This window comes from Lactococcus fujiensis JCM 16395 (genome assembly GCF_002441655.1).
Lineage (GTDB): Bacteria > Bacillota > Bacilli > Lactobacillales > Streptococcaceae > Lactococcus > Lactococcus fujiensis.
This window is the reverse complement of the sequence record NZ_JXJU01000011.1, coordinates 15907-35188: the sequence shown is the minus strand read 5'-3', so window position 1 is coordinate 35188 and position 19282 is coordinate 15907. Positions and strand designations below refer to the sequence as shown.

At 36.0% G+C, this 19282-nt stretch carries 15 protein-coding genes, 7 tRNA genes and 1 rRNA gene; 22 read left to right on the top strand and 1 reads right to left on the bottom strand.

Going from position 1 to position 19282, the window contains the following annotated elements; genetic code table 11:
* Positions 1-84: 84 nt before the first annotated feature.
* The 18 genes from pth to RT41_RS08310 all read left to right on the top strand — a co-directional run bounded on the left by pth (position 85) and on the right by RT41_RS08310 (position 12868).
* Complete coding sequence (gene pth, locus RT41_RS08395) at positions 85-651, top strand: aminoacyl-tRNA hydrolase (protein ID WP_096818885.1); 567 nt, start codon at positions 85-87, stop codon at positions 649-651.
* Positions 651-4139: a transcription-repair coupling factor gene (mfd, locus tag RT41_RS08390; protein WP_096818881.1), complete on the top strand. Its 3489-nt coding sequence runs from the start codon at positions 651-653 to the stop codon at positions 4137-4139. Before pth ends, mfd begins: the two co-directional genes overlap by 1 nt.
* A 93-nt stretch (positions 4140-4232) precedes the next feature.
* Entirely contained in the window at positions 4233-4508 is a 276-nt protein-coding gene (locus RT41_RS08385) for an RNA-binding S4 domain-containing protein (protein WP_054639717.1), read from the top strand.
* Positions 4501-4869, top strand: coding sequence for a septum formation initiator family protein (locus RT41_RS08380; protein ID WP_096818879.1), 369 nt, complete (start codon positions 4501-4503; stop codon positions 4867-4869). The genes RT41_RS08385 and RT41_RS08380 overlap by 8 nt, the downstream gene beginning before the upstream one ends.
* Entirely contained in the window at positions 4869-5186 is a 318-nt protein-coding gene (locus tag RT41_RS08375; protein WP_096818877.1) for a S1 domain-containing protein, read from the top strand. Before RT41_RS08380 ends, RT41_RS08375 begins: the two co-directional genes overlap by 1 nt.
* Positions 5183-6622, top strand: a complete 1440-nt coding sequence (locus RT41_RS08370; RefSeq protein ID WP_096818875.1) for a 4-hydroxyphenylacetate 3-hydroxylase N-terminal domain-containing protein — start codon at positions 5183-5185, stop codon at positions 6620-6622. Before RT41_RS08375 ends, RT41_RS08370 begins: the two co-directional genes overlap by 4 nt.
* On the top strand, positions 6603-7916 hold the full coding sequence (locus RT41_RS08365; RefSeq protein WP_096818874.1) for a serine hydrolase: 1314 nt from the start codon (positions 6603-6605) through the stop codon (positions 7914-7916). The genes RT41_RS08370 and RT41_RS08365 overlap by 20 nt, the downstream gene beginning before the upstream one ends.
* Positions 7913-9187, top strand: a complete 1275-nt coding sequence (tilS, locus tag RT41_RS08360; RefSeq protein WP_096818872.1) for a tRNA lysidine(34) synthetase TilS — start codon at positions 7913-7915, stop codon at positions 9185-9187. The genes RT41_RS08365 and tilS overlap by 4 nt, the downstream gene beginning before the upstream one ends.
* A gap of 3 nt (positions 9188-9190) precedes the next feature.
* Positions 9191-9730 carry a hypoxanthine phosphoribosyltransferase gene (hpt, locus tag RT41_RS08355; RefSeq protein WP_054639715.1) on the top strand — a complete coding sequence of 180 codons (540 nt, stop codon included), beginning with the start codon at positions 9191-9193 and terminating at the stop codon, positions 9728-9730.
* Between the two features lie 171 nt (positions 9731-9901).
* Positions 9902-11980 (top strand): ATP-dependent zinc metalloprotease FtsH, encoded by a 2079-nt coding sequence (gene ftsH / locus RT41_RS08350; protein WP_096818870.1) that lies wholly within the window; start codon positions 9902-9904, stop codon positions 11978-11980.
* Between the two features lie 146 nt (positions 11981-12126).
* Positions 12127-12198, top strand: a tRNA-Glu gene (locus tag RT41_RS08345).
* A gap of 21 nt (positions 12199-12219) precedes the next feature.
* Positions 12220-12309 (top strand) — tRNA-Ser (locus tag RT41_RS08340).
* A gap of 11 nt (positions 12310-12320) precedes the next feature.
* Positions 12321-12394, top strand: a tRNA-Met gene (locus RT41_RS08335).
* Positions 12395-12413: 19 nt separating this feature from the next.
* Positions 12414-12486: transfer RNA gene (locus RT41_RS08330), tRNA-Phe, on the top strand.
* A 31-nt stretch (positions 12487-12517) separates the two neighbouring features.
* Positions 12518-12588, top strand: a tRNA-Gly gene (locus tag RT41_RS08325).
* Between the two features lie 9 nt (positions 12589-12597).
* Positions 12598-12671, top strand: a tRNA-Ile gene (locus RT41_RS08320).
* A 2-nt stretch (positions 12672-12673) separates the two neighbouring features.
* Positions 12674-12789 (top strand): 5S ribosomal RNA (gene rrf, locus RT41_RS08315).
* A gap of 5 nt (positions 12790-12794) precedes the next feature.
* Positions 12795-12868, top strand: a tRNA-Asn gene (locus tag RT41_RS08310).
* 109 nt (positions 12869-12977) lie between these two features.
* Here the strand turns inward: RT41_RS08310 and RT41_RS08305 are convergent.
* The gene (locus RT41_RS08305) at positions 12978-13568 is read right to left on the bottom strand and encodes a hypothetical protein (RefSeq protein ID WP_096818868.1); all 591 of its coding nucleotides are present in this window, start codon (positions 13566-13568) and stop codon (positions 12978-12980) included.
* Between the two features lie 172 nt (positions 13569-13740).
* On the opposite strand from RT41_RS08305, the gene RT41_RS08300 reads away from it, so the two are divergent.
* The 4 genes from RT41_RS08300 (at position 13741) to RT41_RS08285 (ending at position 19223) form a co-directional block, all read left to right on the top strand.
* Entirely contained in the window at positions 13741-14721 is a 981-nt protein-coding gene (locus RT41_RS08300; protein ID WP_096818866.1) for a polysaccharide deacetylase family protein, read from the top strand.
* Positions 14722-14886: 165 nt separating this feature from the next.
* Positions 14887-16713: a PTS mannitol transporter subunit IIBC gene (locus RT41_RS08295; RefSeq protein WP_054639714.1), complete on the top strand. Its 1827-nt coding sequence runs from the start codon at positions 14887-14889 to the stop codon at positions 16711-16713.
* A 100-nt stretch (positions 16714-16813) separates the two neighbouring features.
* Positions 16814-18748, top strand: coding sequence for a BglG family transcription antiterminator (locus tag RT41_RS08290; protein WP_054639713.1), 1935 nt, complete (start codon positions 16814-16816; stop codon positions 18746-18748).
* Positions 18749-18791: 43 nt separating this feature from the next.
* On the top strand, positions 18792-19223 hold the full coding sequence (locus RT41_RS08285) for a PTS mannitol transporter subunit IIA (protein ID WP_096818864.1): 432 nt from the start codon (positions 18792-18794) through the stop codon (positions 19221-19223).
* The last annotated feature ends 59 nt before the right edge of the window (positions 19224-19282 follow it).

Genomic DNA, 19282 nt, shown 5'->3' with positions numbered 1-19282 from the left:
CAAAAATAAATTTTGCTATAATAAGACCAATAGCTGATTTAAAAAAATCAGCCTTTTGGCGTTTTTTGTAGAAAAGGAAATATAATGACAAAAATGATTGTTGGCTTGGGAAATCCAGGAGACCGTTACGATGGGACTAAGCATAATATGGGCTTCATGGCGCTTGATCTTTTAGCAAAAGAGTATCAAACAGATTTTAAAATGGAAAAAACTTTTATTGCAGAAGTCGCTCAAACATTTGTAAATGGAGAAAAAGTGTTTCTCGTGAAACCACAGACTTTTATGAACGAATCCGGTCGTGCTGTAAAGCCTCTGTTAACTTATTTTAATATTGATCCTGAAGATCTGAGCGTTGTTTTTGATGACATGGACTCGCCTGTTGGCCGTGTTCGTCTTCGACAAAAAGGTTCTTCTGGTGGACATAATGGTATTAAATCAATTTTAACTCATGTTGGAACGGAACATTTCAATCATGTTAAAATTGGAATAGGCCGACCTAAAAATGGGATGAAAGTAGTCAATCATGTATTAACAAAGTTTGATTCTGAAGATAATTCTGAAGCACAAGATGGAATCTTTAAAGCAGTAGACGCGATTAAATATTATATTGAGAACAATGACTTTACGAAAGCAATGAATAAATTTAACTGATGAATATTATTGAATTTTTTGACCAAAATCGAGAATTACAAATTTGGCAACGGAGTTTTTCTAAACGAGAACGGCATTTATTGACAGGACTTTCAGGAACTGCTAAAGCAATCGTCATGGCTAATGCATATGAAAATAATCCTGATAAATATATTGTTGTTACAGATACACAATTTCATGCCAATGAACTATACGATGAGTTGTCGTCATTAATTGATGAAGAAAAAGTCTATCAATTTTTCAGTGATGACAATGTCTATGCTGAATTCGCATTAGCATCAAAAGATAGAACAGCCTATCGACTAGAGGCGCTAAATTTCCTGTTGGACACCAATACAACAGGCTTTTTGGTTGTTCCATTTATGGCTTTGCGAAGTCCATTACCCAATCCTGATCACTACTCAGAAAATTATTTATTTTTGACACCGGGAGATGAATATAATTTGTCAGAACTGACCAATCTATTGGTTGGGGCTGGCTATGAAAAAACACAGCGCGTGATGACACCAGGAGAGTTTTCGCAAAGAGGAGATATACTTGATGTTTATCCGCTTGATGCAGAAAATCCAATTCGTGTCGAATTTTTTGGTGATGAGGTTGATGCGATTCGCTCTTTTGATGTAGAAAATCAGCGTTCAATTGCTAGTCTTGATGCCTTAGAAATATACCCTGCGAGTGATTTAATCATTACTGATAAAGAGTTTACGAACGGTGTAAACTTATTGTCAATTTTGTCTGATAAATTGGATGATGAAAAATCAAAATCATATTTTGAAGAAGTTATTTCAGCGAGCAAAAACAATAATATTCACAAAGATTTACGAAAATTTTTAGAATATTTTTATGAAAAACAATACTCTTTACTAGATTATTTTCCTAAAGGAGTACAAGTATTTATAGACGATTTCCAAAAAGTTAATGAAATGAATAATAAAATCGAACTGGAATTAGCAGATTTTATCCTTTCAGAAAAATCAATGGGACGATCATTTGAAAATCAGCACTACTTATTAGATACAATTGCAAAACTGAGGAATTATAAACCTGTTAGCTTCTTTTCAAATTTTCAAAAAGGACTCGGAAATATTAAATTTGATGGTTTACACCATTTCAATCAACATTCTATGCAACAATTTTTTGGGCAATTAGATTTATTTTACACCGAGGTTGACAGATATATTCGACAAGAATTCACAGTTGTTTTAGCTGTGTCCAATGAAAAATTAAGAAAAAGTATTCAAGAGTTAGAGTTAAATATTCAAGAAGTTGAAAAAAGTGCTCTTGAAATTGGAAAAGTAAACTTAGTAAATTTGGCCTTATCAAATGGTTTTAATTTTATTGATGAAAAACTTGTTGTGATTACAGAAGGTGAAATTTTCGGTAAGGTTCGCAAGAAAAAAGCACGTCGACTTAACATCACAAACGCAGAGCGACTAAAAGATTATAATGAACTCCAAGTTGGAGATTATGTTGTTCATAAAAATCATGGGATTGGTAAATATTTAGGGATTGAAACCATTGAAATTGATGGCATGCATAGGGATTATTTGACAATTCAATATCAAAATAATGATACCATTTCGATTCCTGTTGAACATCTCGAATTACTAAGTAAATATACCGCTGGTGAAGGTAAAACACCTAAGATCAATAAATTAAATGACGGACGTTGGCGTAGAACAATGACGTCCGTTAGTAAACAAGTCGAAGATATTTCGGATGACTTGATCAAGCTTTATGCTAAAAGACAGTCCCAAAAAGGATATGCTTTTTCACCAGATGATGCCAACCAAGACGAATTTGACAGTGGCTTTGCATATGCAGAAACAGAGGATCAAATCCGTTCGATTAATGAGATTAAAAAAGACATGGAATTAGAACGTCCCATGGACCGTTTGCTCGTAGGTGATGTTGGCTTTGGTAAAACAGAGGTTGCTATGCGTGCTGCTTTTAAAGCAATTAATGATGGCAAACAAGTTGCTGTATTAGTTCCAACAACCGTTCTAGCGGAGCAACATTATTCAACAATGACCGAGCGATTTGTAAACTTTGGTGTCAACGTAGCTGTACTCAGTCGTTTTCAAACTAAAGTTCAACAAGAAGAGATTTTAGCTAAATTACGAAAAGGACGCATTGATTTAATCATAGGGACACACCGTTTACTTTCAAAAGATATAGAATTTTTTGACTTGGGGTTAATGATAATCGACGAGGAACAACGCTTTGGTGTAAAGCATAAAGAAAGGCTTAAGTCGCTTAAGTCACAAGTTGACGTGTTGACACTTACAGCTACACCGATACCAAGAACGCTTCATATGTCTATGCTTGGAATTCGAGATTTATCAGTGATTGAAACACCCCCGACCAACCGTTACCCTGTTCAAACATATGTCATGGAAAATAATTATGGTGTGGTAAGGGACGCAGTCCTACGGGAAATTTCCCGTGGTGGACAGGTTTACTATGTTTACAACAGGGTTGACACTATTGAACAAAAAGTTTCTCAATTAGAGGAACTTATTCCAGAAGCGAGAATTGGTTTTATTCACGGTCAGATGGGGGAGGTTCAGTTAGAAAACAACCTACTCGATTTTATTGCAGGTGATTATGATATTCTCGTTGCTACTACTATTATTGAAACGGGTGTGGATATTCCAAATGCAAACACTTTATTTATCGAAAATGCTGATAATATGGGCTTATCACAACTTTATCAATTAAGAGGTCGTGTAGGACGTACCAATCGAGTCGCCTATGCTTATTTTATGTATCGTCCAGAAAAGATTCTTTCTGAAGTCTCAGAAAAGAGACTTGACGCGATAAAGGGGTTCACAGAACTTGGATCGGGATTCAAAATTGCCATGCGCGATTTGTCGATTCGAGGGGCTGGCAATTTATTAGGTGCAGAACAATCAGGTTTCATTGATAGTATTGGTTTTGATTTATATTCTCAACTTTTAGAGGAAGCTGTCCAAAAAAGGATGGGTCATTCTCCATCAAAAAGAAAATCCAATGTGGAAATTTTACTCGGATTGGATGCTTTTATTCCTGGATATTACATTTCAGACGAACGCCAAAAGATTGAAATATACAAACGAATTCGTCAAATTGATAGTCGCCAAAACTATCAGGAATTACAAGATGAAATTGTCGATCGCTTCGGTGAGTATCCAGACGAAGTAGCTTATTTACTCGAAATTGGTTTATTAAAATCATTTGCTGACAATGCGATGATTGAAAAAATTGATAAAACAAAATTTGAAATAATACTAACAATGGAAAAAGTGGCAAATACGATTTATGATCCTCAAGAGTATTTTGAAGCACTAGCTAAAACAAAAATGAAGGCCAGTGTTGGGGAAATTAGAGGAAAGATGACTTTCAAATTTAAGATAGAAAATAGAAAATCAGTTGTCTTATTAAGTGAAATCATGCAATTTGTCGAGACTTTATCAGCACTTAGAAATAAACATGAAGCAAAAAATTAATAAAAACAAAGCTCTTAAAACTGGAGAGCTTTTTTACTATAAATTTTAGTCTAGCCATTTTTCAAAAAAAAAGAAATATGTTATAATCTACACATGAGATTAGATAAGTTTTTAAAAGTATCACGTTTGATAAAACGTCGCACAATTGCTAAAGAAGTTGCTGATAAAGGCCGTGTAAAAATCAACGGAAAATTAGCCAAATCATCAAGCGATGTAAAATTTAATGACTTGCTTGAAATTCGTTTCGGAAATAAGGTTGTAGTTGCTAAAGTATTAGAAACTAAAGACTTCACAAAAAAAGAAGATGCTGAAAAAATGTATGAACTAGTATCTGAAACGAGAATCAAAGAGGATGAGAACGATGGATAATAAACAGATTATTCGTTTGAACAATGATTACACGAATGCAAAATTGAAAGAGAAGAATAAGGATTTGCCACCCAAAAGACGTCACCTCGGGCTTATCCTCATTTTTGCTATGGTTTTATTCAGTTTATTAAGTATGAGTTTAGTTCATGCGTATCAAAATCTTCAAAAACAACTTAAACTAGAACAAGTTGCTATTAAGACGAATGATCAATTAACTCAGGAAACAACTGCAAAGAGTCAGGAAATTCAAAAAATGAAAGACCCAGACTTTTTAGCAAAATATGCACGTACTCAAGGATACTCAGAAAGTAATGAAAAAATCTTTGAGATTCCAGGGATGAAAAACAATAGTAATAACTAATGATTGGTCAAATTTCAAATATAACAAAATATGGTGTATTTGTTCGGTTTTCTGAACAAAGGGAAGAAAATTTCAAAAAACTGGAAAAAGGACAAGATAAACGTGTTGGTTTAATCCGTTGGTCAGATGTACCCAAAAATTTACCTAAATTTCAAATTGGTGATTTTATCGGCTTCGAAATCATAAAAGAATATGATAATGACAAAATTGATTTGAAATTTGTTGATAAGGATTTTAAGAGCACCTTTGGCGCTTTTTTAAAAGCGAGCGATGAAAAAATCAAAGCATTGCACGTTATAAATAAGGAGATAAAATGAGCACAAAAAATGGAAACTTAAATGACGGACGTTCAGTTTTTTTTGGAGGAAGGAAAATTGATGATTTATCAAAAGAACCTGTCTTTTCTAAAACTTTAAAATATGTGCAACGTTATTATGAGCTTCAAGATGAGGATCCAGAAACTTTTCTTTACGAAGAGAATGGACAAAAACATTCAATTCTTTTTATGCCTACTTTAACAGTCGAAGATTTACAACATAAGCGGAAAATATATGAAAAAATCGCACGTGAATCATTTGGTTTCTTAGGACGTACACCAGATTTTATTGACACTGGCGTAGCAATCATTGAATATTACGCTGATGTTTTAGGTAAAGATGATCGTACAGATTATGCTAAAAATGCGCGTGATTGGGCCAAACGAGTTAAGGATGAAGATTTATTTATTTCACATGCGATTCAAAACCCTCAAGTTGATCGCCAAAAAGGTCTAGCTCAACTTTTAGAAGAAGGGCAAGAATTTGCTGCCGTTTGGATTAAGGAAAAACGTGATGATGGTATTATCGTTCGTGGGGCTAAACAAGTTAATACATTAGCACCTTTAGCAGATGAACTTTTAGTCTTTAATTTACCTGGCTTGAATGCTATTGACGAGCAATTTGCACTTGCCTTTTCATTACCTTTGGCTACAGATGGTGTTAAAATGGTTTGTCGCAAACCGACGATGAAAAAAGATTTTTCTTTGAAAGATTACCCATTATCTGGTGCTTTTGATGAAATGGATGCATTTATCATTTTAGATGATGTATTTGTCCCAAATGAAAATTTATTTGTTTGCGGTTCTGTTGAAAAATCAAATGCATTCTTCCCTGGTTCAGGTTTCTTCGTCCACACTGCTCATCAAGATGAAGTCAGAGGTTTCGTCAAGCTTGAATTTGTAACTGGATTGGCGGTTAGACTTGCCGAAAAGCTAGGTTTAGCAGGATTTATGCGTGTTCAAGAGATGCTAGGAAATCTAACTGTAAACTTGGAAATGATCAAATCCAGCATCATTGCTAGTGAAGTGACTGCACATTTGGAAAATGGAGTTATGACTCCTAATATGCAGGTATTACTCGCGGTTCGTGCAAGTTTGACCAAATATTACGATGAGGCACTACGTGTTATTGCAGAATTATCAAGTGGTTCTGTGATGGGAATTCCTGATTTCTCAGAATTTGATAATAAAGAAATATCAGATATTTTGAAAAAAAGTATGACTAGTCCTTTGATTGATGCTGAAGATCGTTCGTTACTTTTGAATTTGGCTTGGGATATAACAGGGGAGTCATTTGGACAAAGACAAAGAACTTATGAGTTCCTTCATGGTGGAAATCCAATGTGGATTAAAAATATGCACTGGTTAACAGAAGATCTATCTCAAGCTAATCAGATGTTGGATAAGGTTTTAAATAATGCAAAAGCTGAGCAGTAAGCTGAATATCGGAGTGGGCTTGGCGATGATCTTAATGATCATCCCAAGCTTTTTTACTTCATCATCACACAACCTAGCAGATATCAATAGAAAAATTGATGTCAACGTTTCAAGTTCTAAACAAGTTTCAAGAGATACAATATATTGGAAAAGCATTCCAGAGAATGCAGTTGCTAAATCAGCAATAATTCAATATAAAGATGCAAACTTAACACACAAAGTGGGGCAAATTAAGCCTAATACTGAACTTGAAATTGACAAACTAAAAAATAATAGCTTTGAATTGACAAATGGAAATTACATTTCAGCGAGTAAAACTCTTGTTAGCGATTTGGTTAGTAGTGTAAAGATTGAAAATATAACAGCCTATACCAAAGGTACTGTAAAAGTATTTTACAATCCATTTACAGCTTCCGATCAATCCATTGTCACAACTCTTGCACCAAATCTTGCTTTGAGAATTGATAAAATTGCCCAGACGAATTGGGGAGATTACTACGAAGTTCTTCTATCTGATGGTCAGAAAGGATGGGTTGAAGTTAGTGAGACCACATTGGAAAATCCAAAGTTAATTCAAGTTCAGACCTTACTAAATCAAAAATATAATAAATCTAATTATTCTATTTATGTCAAATTGCTTGATAGCAAGTTTACAGTTGGTGTAAACCAGACAAAACAGATGTATTCCGCAAGTTTATCCAAAATCCCGATATTATATTGGACACAGAAAAGTCTAAATGAGGGGACAGCCAATCTCTCAGATGGCTTACTTTATACAGATAAAATTAATTCATTTTATGGAGCTTTCCAGCCTGCTGGGACAGGAAATATTCCGAAAACAGCAAATAACATTATTTATAACCTCCAAGATGTAATCAATCGGACTGCCAAGTTGTCAGATAACGTGGGAAGTAATTTATTGGCTTATTATGAAACAGGTCAATTTAGTCCAACGTTTCAAAATGAGATTACAAAAATAGCAGGGCAACCATGGAATCCAAAAACGCGATTGGCATCGTCAGAGATGGTGGGGAAAGTTTTAGAAGCACTATATAACGAGGGCGGAGCTTCTTTTGATGCATTGTTCAATACAAATTTTGACAATATAAAAATTCAAGCTGGTCTTCCTTCAAATGTTTCAGTGGCTCACAAAATTGGAAGCGCAGGTAGCGATAATCATGATGCGGCGATTGTTTTTTCTTCACAACCCTATGTTCTGGTAATTGAAACAGAGGGGGGAAGCGATGAATTAATAGAACAAATTTCTAAAGATGTATATGAGGTTTTGAAATGACTAATTCCAGGAATAAATTTTTAAAAATTATTAAAGATAATCATTATTTCGATAAGCATCATAAAATACTAATTGCACTTTCGGGTGGGTTAGATTCGATGACTTTATTTAATTGGATGTATGAACTTAAAGATGTTTTGGAAATTGAAATCGGAATTGCACATATCAATCATGGATTACGTGAAGCATCAAATTTTGAAGAAATAGAAATCAGAAAAATTGCGAAAGCGCGCAATGTTGACTTATTTGTAGGGAGGTTTACAGGCAAGTTTACTGAGCAAAAAGCCCGTGATTTTCGTTATTCTTTCTTTGAGGATATCATGTTGAAAAATGGCTATACAGCGATTTTAACAGCTCATCATCAGGGAGATCTGGTTGAAACATTCCTTATGCGTGAAATTACCGGTCGTGCTTTACAAAGTTTACAGTCAATTCAAGCAGTTCGTCCGTTTGCCAACGGAGAGCTAATTCGTCCGCTTTTACAATTCAAGAAAAGTGAATTCGACGCACCATTGTATTTTGAAGACCAAACAAATCATGGCCTTGCATATTTCAGAAATCGGGTTCGCAATCAAATTATTCCTGAACTGAGTAATGAAAACCCAAAATTTTCGGACGGAATTGCAGACTTATCAACTGAAATTGAAATGGCAATGACAGTGATTAATGAAAAAATTGAATCTTGTTCTCTTATCGGTGAAAATGACAATAAAATAAGTATCTCCGATTTCTTGAAAGAATCTGACTCATTGAAATATTTTATTTTACGAACTTATTTTGCTAAATTTCCTCAAATACAATTGTCAAGGGCCAAGTTACAGGAATTAATTCACGTTATTAAGCGTCCCCAGCAATATCGTTCTGAATTAAATCGGGATTACTTTTTTGTAAAAACAGCCACTTCTTTTTACGTTGAAGAAAAAGATTATATTATTGCTTCTGATAACTGGCAAGATTTTATTGAGATTTTGGAAGAGAATCCGCATGACAAGTCTTATCAAGTTATTCATATACCTGAAAAAGGGAAAATTGAAATCCGTAGAAGAATGCCACATGATGAGATATTAATTAGAGGAAAACATAAAAAATTAAGGAAATTTTTCATTGATGAACATATTTCTTTAGAAGATAGAAATAATTTTCTTATTTTAGTTGAGAATAATGTATACGCAATAGCGAATTTAGCGTGTTCTGATTTGAGTAAAGTCGCTAAAAATGATAGAATGGGTAGGACATTATGGGTAAGACCCGTCCTAAGAGAGGAAAAATAAAAAATGCTTGAAAAAGATATAGAAAAAGTACTTGTGTCCGAAGAAGAAATTCGTATCCGCTCAACTGAGTTGGGTAAAGTACTTACTGAAGAATATAAAGATAAAGATCCATTGGTTCTTGGGATTTTGCGTGGTTCGGTTCCTTTCATGGCTGAACTTATTAAACATATTGATGCCCACATGGAAATGGACTTTATGACTGTTTCAAGCTACCATGGTGGTACAAAATCAAGCGGTGAAGTGAAATTGATCATGGACGTTGATACTGCCATTAGAGATCGCGAAATCCTAATTGTTGAAGATATTATTGATACTGGTCGTACCCTCAAGTATCTTAAAGAATTACTTGAACACCGTGGTGCACACGTAAGAATTGTTACTCTTCTTGATAAACCTGAAGGACGTATTGTTGAAATCGAACCAGATTGGACTGGATTTACAATCCCTAATGAATTTGTTGTTGGGTTTGGTTTAGATTACGAAAATCATTATCGTAACCTTCCATATGTCGGTGTTTTAAAAGAAGAAATTTATTCTAACTAATTTTTATCTCTCCTGATAAAAATGTCAGTGCTTACAGTCAAAAATCAGACTAAAGTATGAAAAAGAGTTTGACCAATACTTACCAATAGAATTTCGTTAAGAAATATGTTATAACTATTACAAAATGGTGCTGTTTTTACAGTGCTAAATAAAATAAAAGACAAGGAACTTATGAATAATAACAACAAAAAAAATGGCGGATTCATTAAAAATACATTTTTATGGGTTCTATTAGTCATCCTTGTTGTTGTCGGAATCAACTATTTCGTTAGTAACAATAACACCAATGTTGATAAGATTAGCTACAGCGAGTTAATGACTAAACTCAAAGATAGTGACATCAAGACAATCACGATGCAACCATCGGACAGTTTACTTACTGTAACAGGGGACTATAAACAGGCAAAAAAAGTTGAGACTAGCACTCCTTTAATGGGGACAACAACATCGGAAGTTACATCATTCCAAGCCTACATCATTCCAACTGATAGTGTCATTCAAGATATCCAAAAAGCCTCAGATAGCAGTGGTACAAAAGTTAATGTTATTCAAGCTTCATCAAGCGGAATCTGGCTTTCATTACTTTCACCATTGTTGACAGTGATTTTGATGGTTGGTATTTTCTGGCTCATGATGGGTGGAATGGGTAACCGCGGTGGCGGTGGCGCTGGAAATCCAATGTCATTCGGTAAATCTCGTGCAAAACAACAAGATGCTAAAACTTCCAAAGTACGTTTTGCTGACGTTGCTGGTTCAGAAGAGGAAAAACAAGAACTTGTTGAAGTTGTTGATTTCCTCAAAAATCCGAAAAAATATCATGATCTAGGTGCTCGTATTCCTGCAGGGGTCCTCCTTGAAGGCCCTCCAGGAACAGGTAAAACATTGCTTGCCAAAGCAGTTGCTGGTGAAGCAGGAGTACCTTTCTATAGTATTTCTGGTTCTGACTTCGTCGAAATGTTCGTCGGTGTTGGTGCCTCACGTGTACGTGATTTGTTCGAAAACGCAAAGAAAACAGCTCCATCAATTGTCTTTATTGATGAAATCGATGCCGTTGGTCGTCAACGTGGCGCTGGTCTTGGCGGTGGTAACGATGAACGTGAACAAACATTGAACCAATTATTGGTTGAAATGGATGGTTTTGCTGATACAGGTGAGTCAGTCATTGTAATTGCAGCAACTAACCGTTCAGATGTGTTGGACCCAGCATTGCTTCGTCCAGGCCGTTTTGACCGTAAAGTTTTAGTTGGTGCGCCAGATGTTAAAGGACGTGAAGCTGTCCTCAAAGTACATGCTAAAAACAAGCCATTGGGTGCAGATGTAGATCTTCATACTGTTGCTACCCAAACACCTGGTTATGTTGGTGCCGATTTGGAAAATGTTTTGAATGAAGCTGCACTTGTTGCTGCTCGCCAAAACAAAAAAGAAATTGATGCTGCAGATATTGACGAAGGTATGGACAGAGCAATGGCTGGTCCAGCTAAGAAAGATCGCATCCAGTCACTACGTGAACGTCAAATTGTTGCTTATCATGAAGCTGGGCATGCTATCGTAGGCCTTGTACTTGAAAATGGTAGTACGGTTCGTAAAGTCACAGTAGTTCCACGTGGACGTATTGGTGGCTATATGTTGGCCCTTCCAGATGAAGAAATTATGCAACCTACAGACAGCCATCTCAAAGACCAACTTGCTAGTCTTATGGGTGGTCGTTTAGGTGAAGAAATTGTCTTTGGTGTAGCTACTCCAGGTGCTTCGAATGATATTGAAAAGGCAACACATATTGCGCGTTCAATGGTAACTGAATATGGAATGTCTGAAAAACTTGGTATGGTTTCATATGAAGGAGATCATCAAGTCTTTATTGGTCGTGATTATGGACAAACGAAGACGTATTCTGAAGCAACAGCTGTTATGATCGACGACGAAGTACGTCGTATCTTGGGTGAGGCTTATGACCGCGCTAAAGAAGCAATTGAGACACATCGCGAACAACATAAAGCAATCGCAGAAGCTCTTCTTAAATATGAAACACTTGATGCGAATCAAATCAAGTCACTCTTTGATACTGGTAAAATGCCAAATGAGGCCGAAGCAGAAACTGTTCCAGAACCAAAAACATTTGAAGAATCACTTTCTGACAAAAATGATTTTACAAATCCCAATGTCTATACTGGTGGTGTAACGAATTCTTCTGATGAACCAAAAGTATCCGATGACAATGATAATAAAAAAGAAACAGAAACAGCTGAATAAGCTGTTTTTCTTTATATTATCAGGCTTTTTGAGTCAATAACCGAATTAACTTAAAAAAAAACAAAAAAATTCGTACTTTATTCTTGACATATATCTATAATACTGTATAATAGAGAAGTACTGTTTTGAGAGGTACGGATCAACAAGGTCGGTTGGTCAAGGGGTTAAGACACCGCCTTTTCACGGCGGTAACACGGGTTCGAATCCCGTACCGACTATTGATATTATATATCAGCCATGGAGGATTACCCAAGTCCGGCTGAAGGGAACGGTCTTGAAAACCGTCAGGTGTGTAAAAGCACGCGTGGGTTCGAATCCCACATCCTCCTTTTTATTTTATCGCGGGATGGAGCAGCTAGGTAGCTCGTCGGGCTCATAACCCGAAGGTCATAGGTTCAAATCCTATTCCCGCAATTACAATTTAATTTGTTTAGGCTCGGTAGCTCAGTTGGTAGAGCAATAGATTGAAGCTCTATGTGTCGGCGGTTCGATTCCGTCCCGCGCCATTGATGATATTAATCATCTCAATAATACCATGCGGATGTAGTTTAGTGGTAGAACTTCAGCCTTCCAAGCTGACCATGCGAGTTCGATTCTCGTCATCCGCTTAATATTTAGGGAGACTAGCTCAGTTGGTTAGAGCACTGTGTTGATAACGCAGGGGTCTCAGGTTCGAATCCTGAGTTTCCCATATTTGGTGATAATGCCATAGGAGATACACCTGTTCCCATGCCGAACACAGTAGTTAAGTCCTATCGGGTCGGAAGTAGTTGAGGGTTGCCCTCTGTGAGATAAGATCGTTGCCAAGTTAGATTGCGGTTTAGCTCAGTTGGTAGTAGCGCATGACTGTTAATCATGATGTCGTCAGTTCGAGTCTGACAACCGCAGTAAGTAAAATCAGCTTTGGCTGATTTTTTTGTTGTTTTGGTTTATATGGTAGAGGGTGTGATATAAATGAACTTCCTAATGTAAAGAAAATCAACCAGAAGGTTGATTTTTATTTTATATTAATTAATGAAATTATTTGTGAAGCAAGCTTATCATACGTAAGTGGAATTTCAAGCGTTTGACTACTATTCAGTAATTTTTTGGATTCTTCATTGACCCATGTTGGATCGTTGAGGTATCTTTCGTCTTGATAGTGGTTAGGATTTTTGTAAAATTTGATGGAACCATTTTGATTTGAATGATATGTAATATTTGTTGTTCCTGCCATTGTATTGTCATAGCTGAAAGACAGGGTAACAGTATCCTCAGGTATGGTTATTGAACCTTTATATGGGAAAACGTGGTGATTCTGACCATTTTTGGTAACTTCAATAGAGACAGGTTGGTAATCCCCCTTGTAATAATGAATAATTGCTTCTGTAACGCGTGCATATTCAATTTGGTCCTCGCTGTAACCGGAGAATAGAGTTGTTGCTGAAATACTTTCTTCAGTTTTTACTTTTGAACTAGATAGCACAGATTTACTAGAGCTTGAACCATCATTAGGATTACTTTTAGAAGATGCACTATTCTTATCTGAACAGGATGAAAGCACAACAATACAAAAAAGGGAAATCAATAAAAATCGTGTTTTTTTCATAACTCATCCTTCAATACATGATAAGGTAAATTATATCATAATATTATCTAATATTATTTATATTTTCCAATAAATTTTTTTAAATATCAAATGATTCTTTTTATCTAAAATGACTAAAAATCCTTTTCCAAAGTCAAAACTTGTGTTATAATCTTGACGTTGGGAGGGGAATATGAAAAAAAGAGCTAACAAATACCAGAAAAAACACCATGGCATAAGAAATGTAATATTTCTTATATTTTCGATTCTTTTAATCACACTAATTGTCTATGGGATTTCAGCTGTTTTGAATAGAGGTGAAGCTTCGGGAAGTAATTCAAAAGTTCCTCAAACCTCTTCGAGAAGTAATAGTAACAGAAAAACATCCAGCTCGGGACAATCGGAAACGACAGGTCCCACACAAAAATGGCTACAATCAAAAACTGACAATGAATTACCAATTTTAATGTTTCACTATGCTTCATCACAAGCAGCTGATTTGGCTGGTGGGAGTAACTGGATGCCTGATTCGACACTAGAGGCCGATCTTCTGGCTTTAAAGAATGCTGGATATACGACTGTTACTTCAGAACAGGCAATTAAGATTATGACTTCTCACACCAAACCGAGCAATAAAATGGTCTGGTTGACTTTTGATGACGGTTCATTGACACTTTATCGGGATGTTTTTCCATTGCTGAAAAAATATAATATGCATGCCACAGGTGCTATTATTACTGGATTTGTTGATAATCATCAGTCTGGAATTTTGACTTGGGAACAAATTAAGGAGATGAAGGCAAGTGGCTTGGTCGATTTTATAAGTCATACAGTGAGTCACTTGGATTTAGGGACATTGAGTACGGCAGATGCGACTTATCAACTTCAACAATCAAAAAAAGAATTAGATAGTGAACTAGGTCAGGATACGAATATTATCTGTTATCCAGCAGGGGGGTACAATCAAGAAACAATTCAAATCGCAAAAAATTTAGGTTATTCTTATGGTATCATCGATCCTGGACGAAATGGTGCTGTCGCAAAAGAAGCCACTGCTTCGGATGGATTGATGACACTGCCCCGCTTTAGGATGGCAAGTACGACTGGACCGAGTTTAATGATGTCCTATGTCTCGCCAGCAACAACCTTTAATGAACAAAATACAATGAAGTAAAACTTTAATATAAAATTAATCAGTTGAAAAATCTTGACACAGAAAAATGTGCCAAGGTTTTTATTTACAGGAAAAATGAAAACAGTTACAATTTAAGTATAGAACTTATTATTAATAATTGATATGAAATTTCTAATGAAATTATTATATCTGGAGGAGATACAAATGACTGAAAAAGTTAGCATGAAAATAAGAGTACAACGATTTGGTACTTTCTTGTCAATGATGGTCATGCCGAACATCCCTGCGTTGATTGCTTGGGGATTCTTGACATCATTATTCTTAACACCTGGTGGGTGGCTAGTTTCGTTATTCCCAGCGACAAAAGCATTCGACTTGGAGATTGCAAATGTTATTGGCCCAATGTTAGGATACATGATTCCACTATTAATTGCCTACACGGGTGGTAAAAACGTCTATGGCGGAGACCGTGGTGGTGTCGTTGGTGCAATTGGTGCTTTCGGAGCCTTTGTTGCTGCTGAAGTTGGCCCTGGTATCCCAATGATTCTTGGAGCCATGGTAGTCGGCCCTCTTGGTGGATATCTTCAAAAGAAATTTGACGAATGGGTTCAACCTAGAGTTAAAACTGGTCTTGAAATGTTAGTTAATAACTTCTCAGCTGGTTTTATGGGATTATTCCTTGCTGTTATTTCTTATAAAGTTGTAGAGCCATTTGTTTCATTCTTTACAAATATTGCGCATGATGGTGTTGATATCTTGATTTCAAATCATTTGATTCCACTTGCAAACTTATTCATTGAACCTGCAAAAATCTTGTTCTTGAATAATGCAATTAATCATGGTATATTGACACCTCTTGGTTTGGAACAAGCTAAGACGGCTGGAAAATCAATCCTCTTCCTTCTGGAAGCAAACCCTGGACCTGGTCTTGGTATCCTTATTGCCTTTTGGCTCTTCGGTAAAGGAACTGCAAAAGCAACAGCTCCTGGAGCAATTGTTGTTCAATTCATCGGTGGTATTCACGAAATTTATTTCCCATATGTTATGATGAAACCAGCCCTTTTCCTTGCTGTTATGGCAGGTGGTGTTACTGGTACGTTCACAAATAATATTTTGAATACTGGTTTAGTTGCTCCAGCAGCACCGGGTTCAATTATTGCTATTTTTGCTCAAGGTTCTTCTCCTGAGGCAGGTGGCTTAATGAACTTCGTGAAAATTTTCATTGCAATCATGGCTGCAGCTGCCGTATCATTCATCATTGCTGCAATCATCTTGAAACGTGATAAATCTTTAGTTGATGATACAGCTTTCGAAGATGCTAAAGCTGGTGTTGCTGCAGATAAAGCAGTTTCTAAAGGACAAGCTGTTCAAAGCAATACAAATGCTAACTTCGGAAATATTCAACACATTATCTTTGCATGTGATGCCGGAATGGGTTCTTCAGCAATGGGTGCTTCAATCTTACGTAATAAAGCTAAGAAAGCTGGCCTCCCTCAAGACGTCACAAACGTGGCTATTGCGAATCTAAAAGCAGGCGCCGATACAATTGTTGTCACACAAGAAGAACTAGCTCCACGAGCTGCGACAATGGCTCCTGACTCTATTCGATATACAGTGGCGAACTTTATGAGTTCTCCTACATATGACCAAATCATTGATTCGTTGACAGGTTTAGCTACAGCAGCAGCAACAACAACGGCATCTGTAAGTGCTGACGATATTGAAGATGATATTGATTTGAACCAGATTGACGAAGTCGTATTTGCACATGATGACGCTCATTTGGGATCAAGCGTAATGGGTAAAGAAACACTCAGCTCAATTTTCCGCAATCACGACGTTAAAATTCCTGTTTCTGAAACGAACTTTGTTGGCCTTGGCGCTTTCAATGCATCAAATATTATGATTGTTACAACAAAAGAGTTTACAGACCAAGCGCAGAAAGCAGCACCTAATGCACAACATTTGTCAGTTGAGAGCTTAATTACAACACCTGAATACGATAAAATGGTTGCTCGTTTAAATAAATAAACATCCTGTCAGCTCTGATTCTACCGTATCAGGGCTGATGATGCTTTTAGTAAACTAAAAGTGTTAAAATATAATAAAAAGGTATTTCAGGAGTATTGTGATGATAATTACAAGCCGCGAACAAAAACTTATTCAAGCTTTTATTAGCCAAGGCTCACTCACGATAGCGGAGATGCTGAAGGTTACAGAAACAAGCCGTCGTACACTTTACAGAGACTTAGAAAAATTACAGAATTCATTACCTTCAGGAATTGAGCTTAGAACAGATGACGAAGGATATTCTCTAAAAGGAGATTTGTCAGTCCTTATAAATGCCCAGGAGCTTATTGAATATTCTGTCACTGAACGCTTATTCGGTGAATTATTGATGCTTATTGACAACAAAGCTTCAATTCTTACACTGACCGAAAAATTTGGAATAAGTCAGCCAACAGTAACGAGTGATTTACGTTTGATTCAAAGTGTTTTGAATGAAAATGGTTTATATCTAAAACGTGAGCAAGGGTTGGAAATAGAAGGGAATGAAGAAAAAATTCGATCGGTTCTAGTATCTAGTTTGAACGCAATCAGTCATATTTCAGACATATTGACTGGTGAAATCAGCGAAAACAAACTGATCTCATTATTGGATTTAGAACAATTATTGATTGCACGAGAAGCTTTTCAAAAAGTTGACCTGCCTGAAATGACAGATAAAACACAGGCTTTAATGCAACTGTTCTTTACAGCAAGTTTACTTCGTTTACAGCAAGGAAAAACGGTCAGTACTGATGGAGTCCGGCGCCCAAGTAAAGCCGCATTGGCTTTTGTCAATCATTTAATTTCAAATCTACAGACGAGAGCATTTACGATTTCCGAAATTACATATCTTGCTGTTGTCTACGATGTTCTATACTTCGGCTTCGGCCGAGAAGTCTTATTCATGGAAAAATTCGATTCTGATTTTTCATATAAAATCAGAAAATTAATTGATACTGTTTCTATGGAGTTAGGTTTACAATTCAGTAAAGATGATCGTCTTTACGGATTGCTGTATGCTCACCTGAAAGAGACAGATTTGTTGCCGGATTTATTTTCAGAAAAGCAAAGTGATTTTGTGAAGAACATTGAATCAGATAATCCAAAAGTTTACGATGTTGTAAAGCAAAGTTTACCTTCTGTTTTTAAAAAGAACTTCTCTAGCATGGAAGTGGCTTTTGTTACAATGCATTTTGTGGCTACATTGGAGCGAAGTGATTTAGTTTTTCCATTGCGTTCGGCCTTGGTTACTAATAGGGGCTGGATTTCATGTGAATTACTTATGAGCAGTTTACGGAAAAATTTCCCGTTTCTTAAAAAAATTGATTTGATTCAACCTTCTTTTGATTTTGACAAAACAAGATATGATGTTATTTTTACTACGGAAACCAATTTAGAGGATTACATTTATGTCAATCGAACGCTTGAGCAGAACAATTTGGATGAAATTAGACACAAATTACGTGCCATTCAACAAAACACTAAACCTGTCATTAGTGATGAGAGCGAAAAAGAATTTGTCAATTTGAACCAGCTTTTCAGTATTGGAAATTCAATTTTGACCGATTTTGAGATAGTAAATCTCGAAAATCGGTCCTCTTTGACAGATGTAGTCAACCAAGTTGTCACACATGTCAACACAAGCAATCCTTCAGAATTGGCTTATGTGCTAAAAAAACGATTTGATGAGACGCATCTGGCGATTCCAGAGACTAAAATAGCACTTCTCCACGGTGTACATAAAACAGTTGAAGCACCACTTTTTCAAATTTTTGATTTAAGCCAAGAAATTGAAGTGATGGCGATGAATCGTAAAATGATTAGAATTAATCGGGTCTTATTGTTACTTTCACCACCTGAGGTTGCTGATTATGCGGCTTATCTCCTTGGGAAAATTTCAAGCTCGATTATTGAAAACAAACTTTACACAACGATTTATAGTTCAGGAAACTATGCCGTTGTAATTGAATTATTGAGACAAATAATTACAGAATCCATTCGAAAGTATGGCGAATAGAAAGGACGTGCAGTCTAAAGTTTAGCGACTGCCAAGTATAATAATGGAAATTCAAAAAAATCTTATTCAATTAAACAAACATTTTGAAAACAAAGAAGAGGCAATTAAATATTGCGGAAGCCTTCTTGTTGAGGGGGGCTACGTAAATCCAGAATATGTTCCTGCAATGATTAAACGAAACGAAGAATTATCAGTTTACATGGGGAATTTCATTGCAATTCCTCACGGTACCGATGAAGCCAAAAAAGAAGTTCTTAAAACGGGTATAACTATTGTACAAGTTCCAAGAGGTGTAAATTTTGGGACGGAAGAGGACCCTAAAATTGCAACAGTCCTCTTTGGTATTGCCGGTGTAGGCAACGAACATTTAGACTTAATTCAAAAAATCTCTATTTTCTGTGCTGATGTGGACAATGTAGTCAAAATTGCAGATGCAAAGAGTGTTGAAGAAATTGCTTCATTCTTTGAAAATTAATTTAAACAAATAAACTTTGGCACTTGTTTTTGTGCCAAAGTTTTTATTTAAAAGTGAAT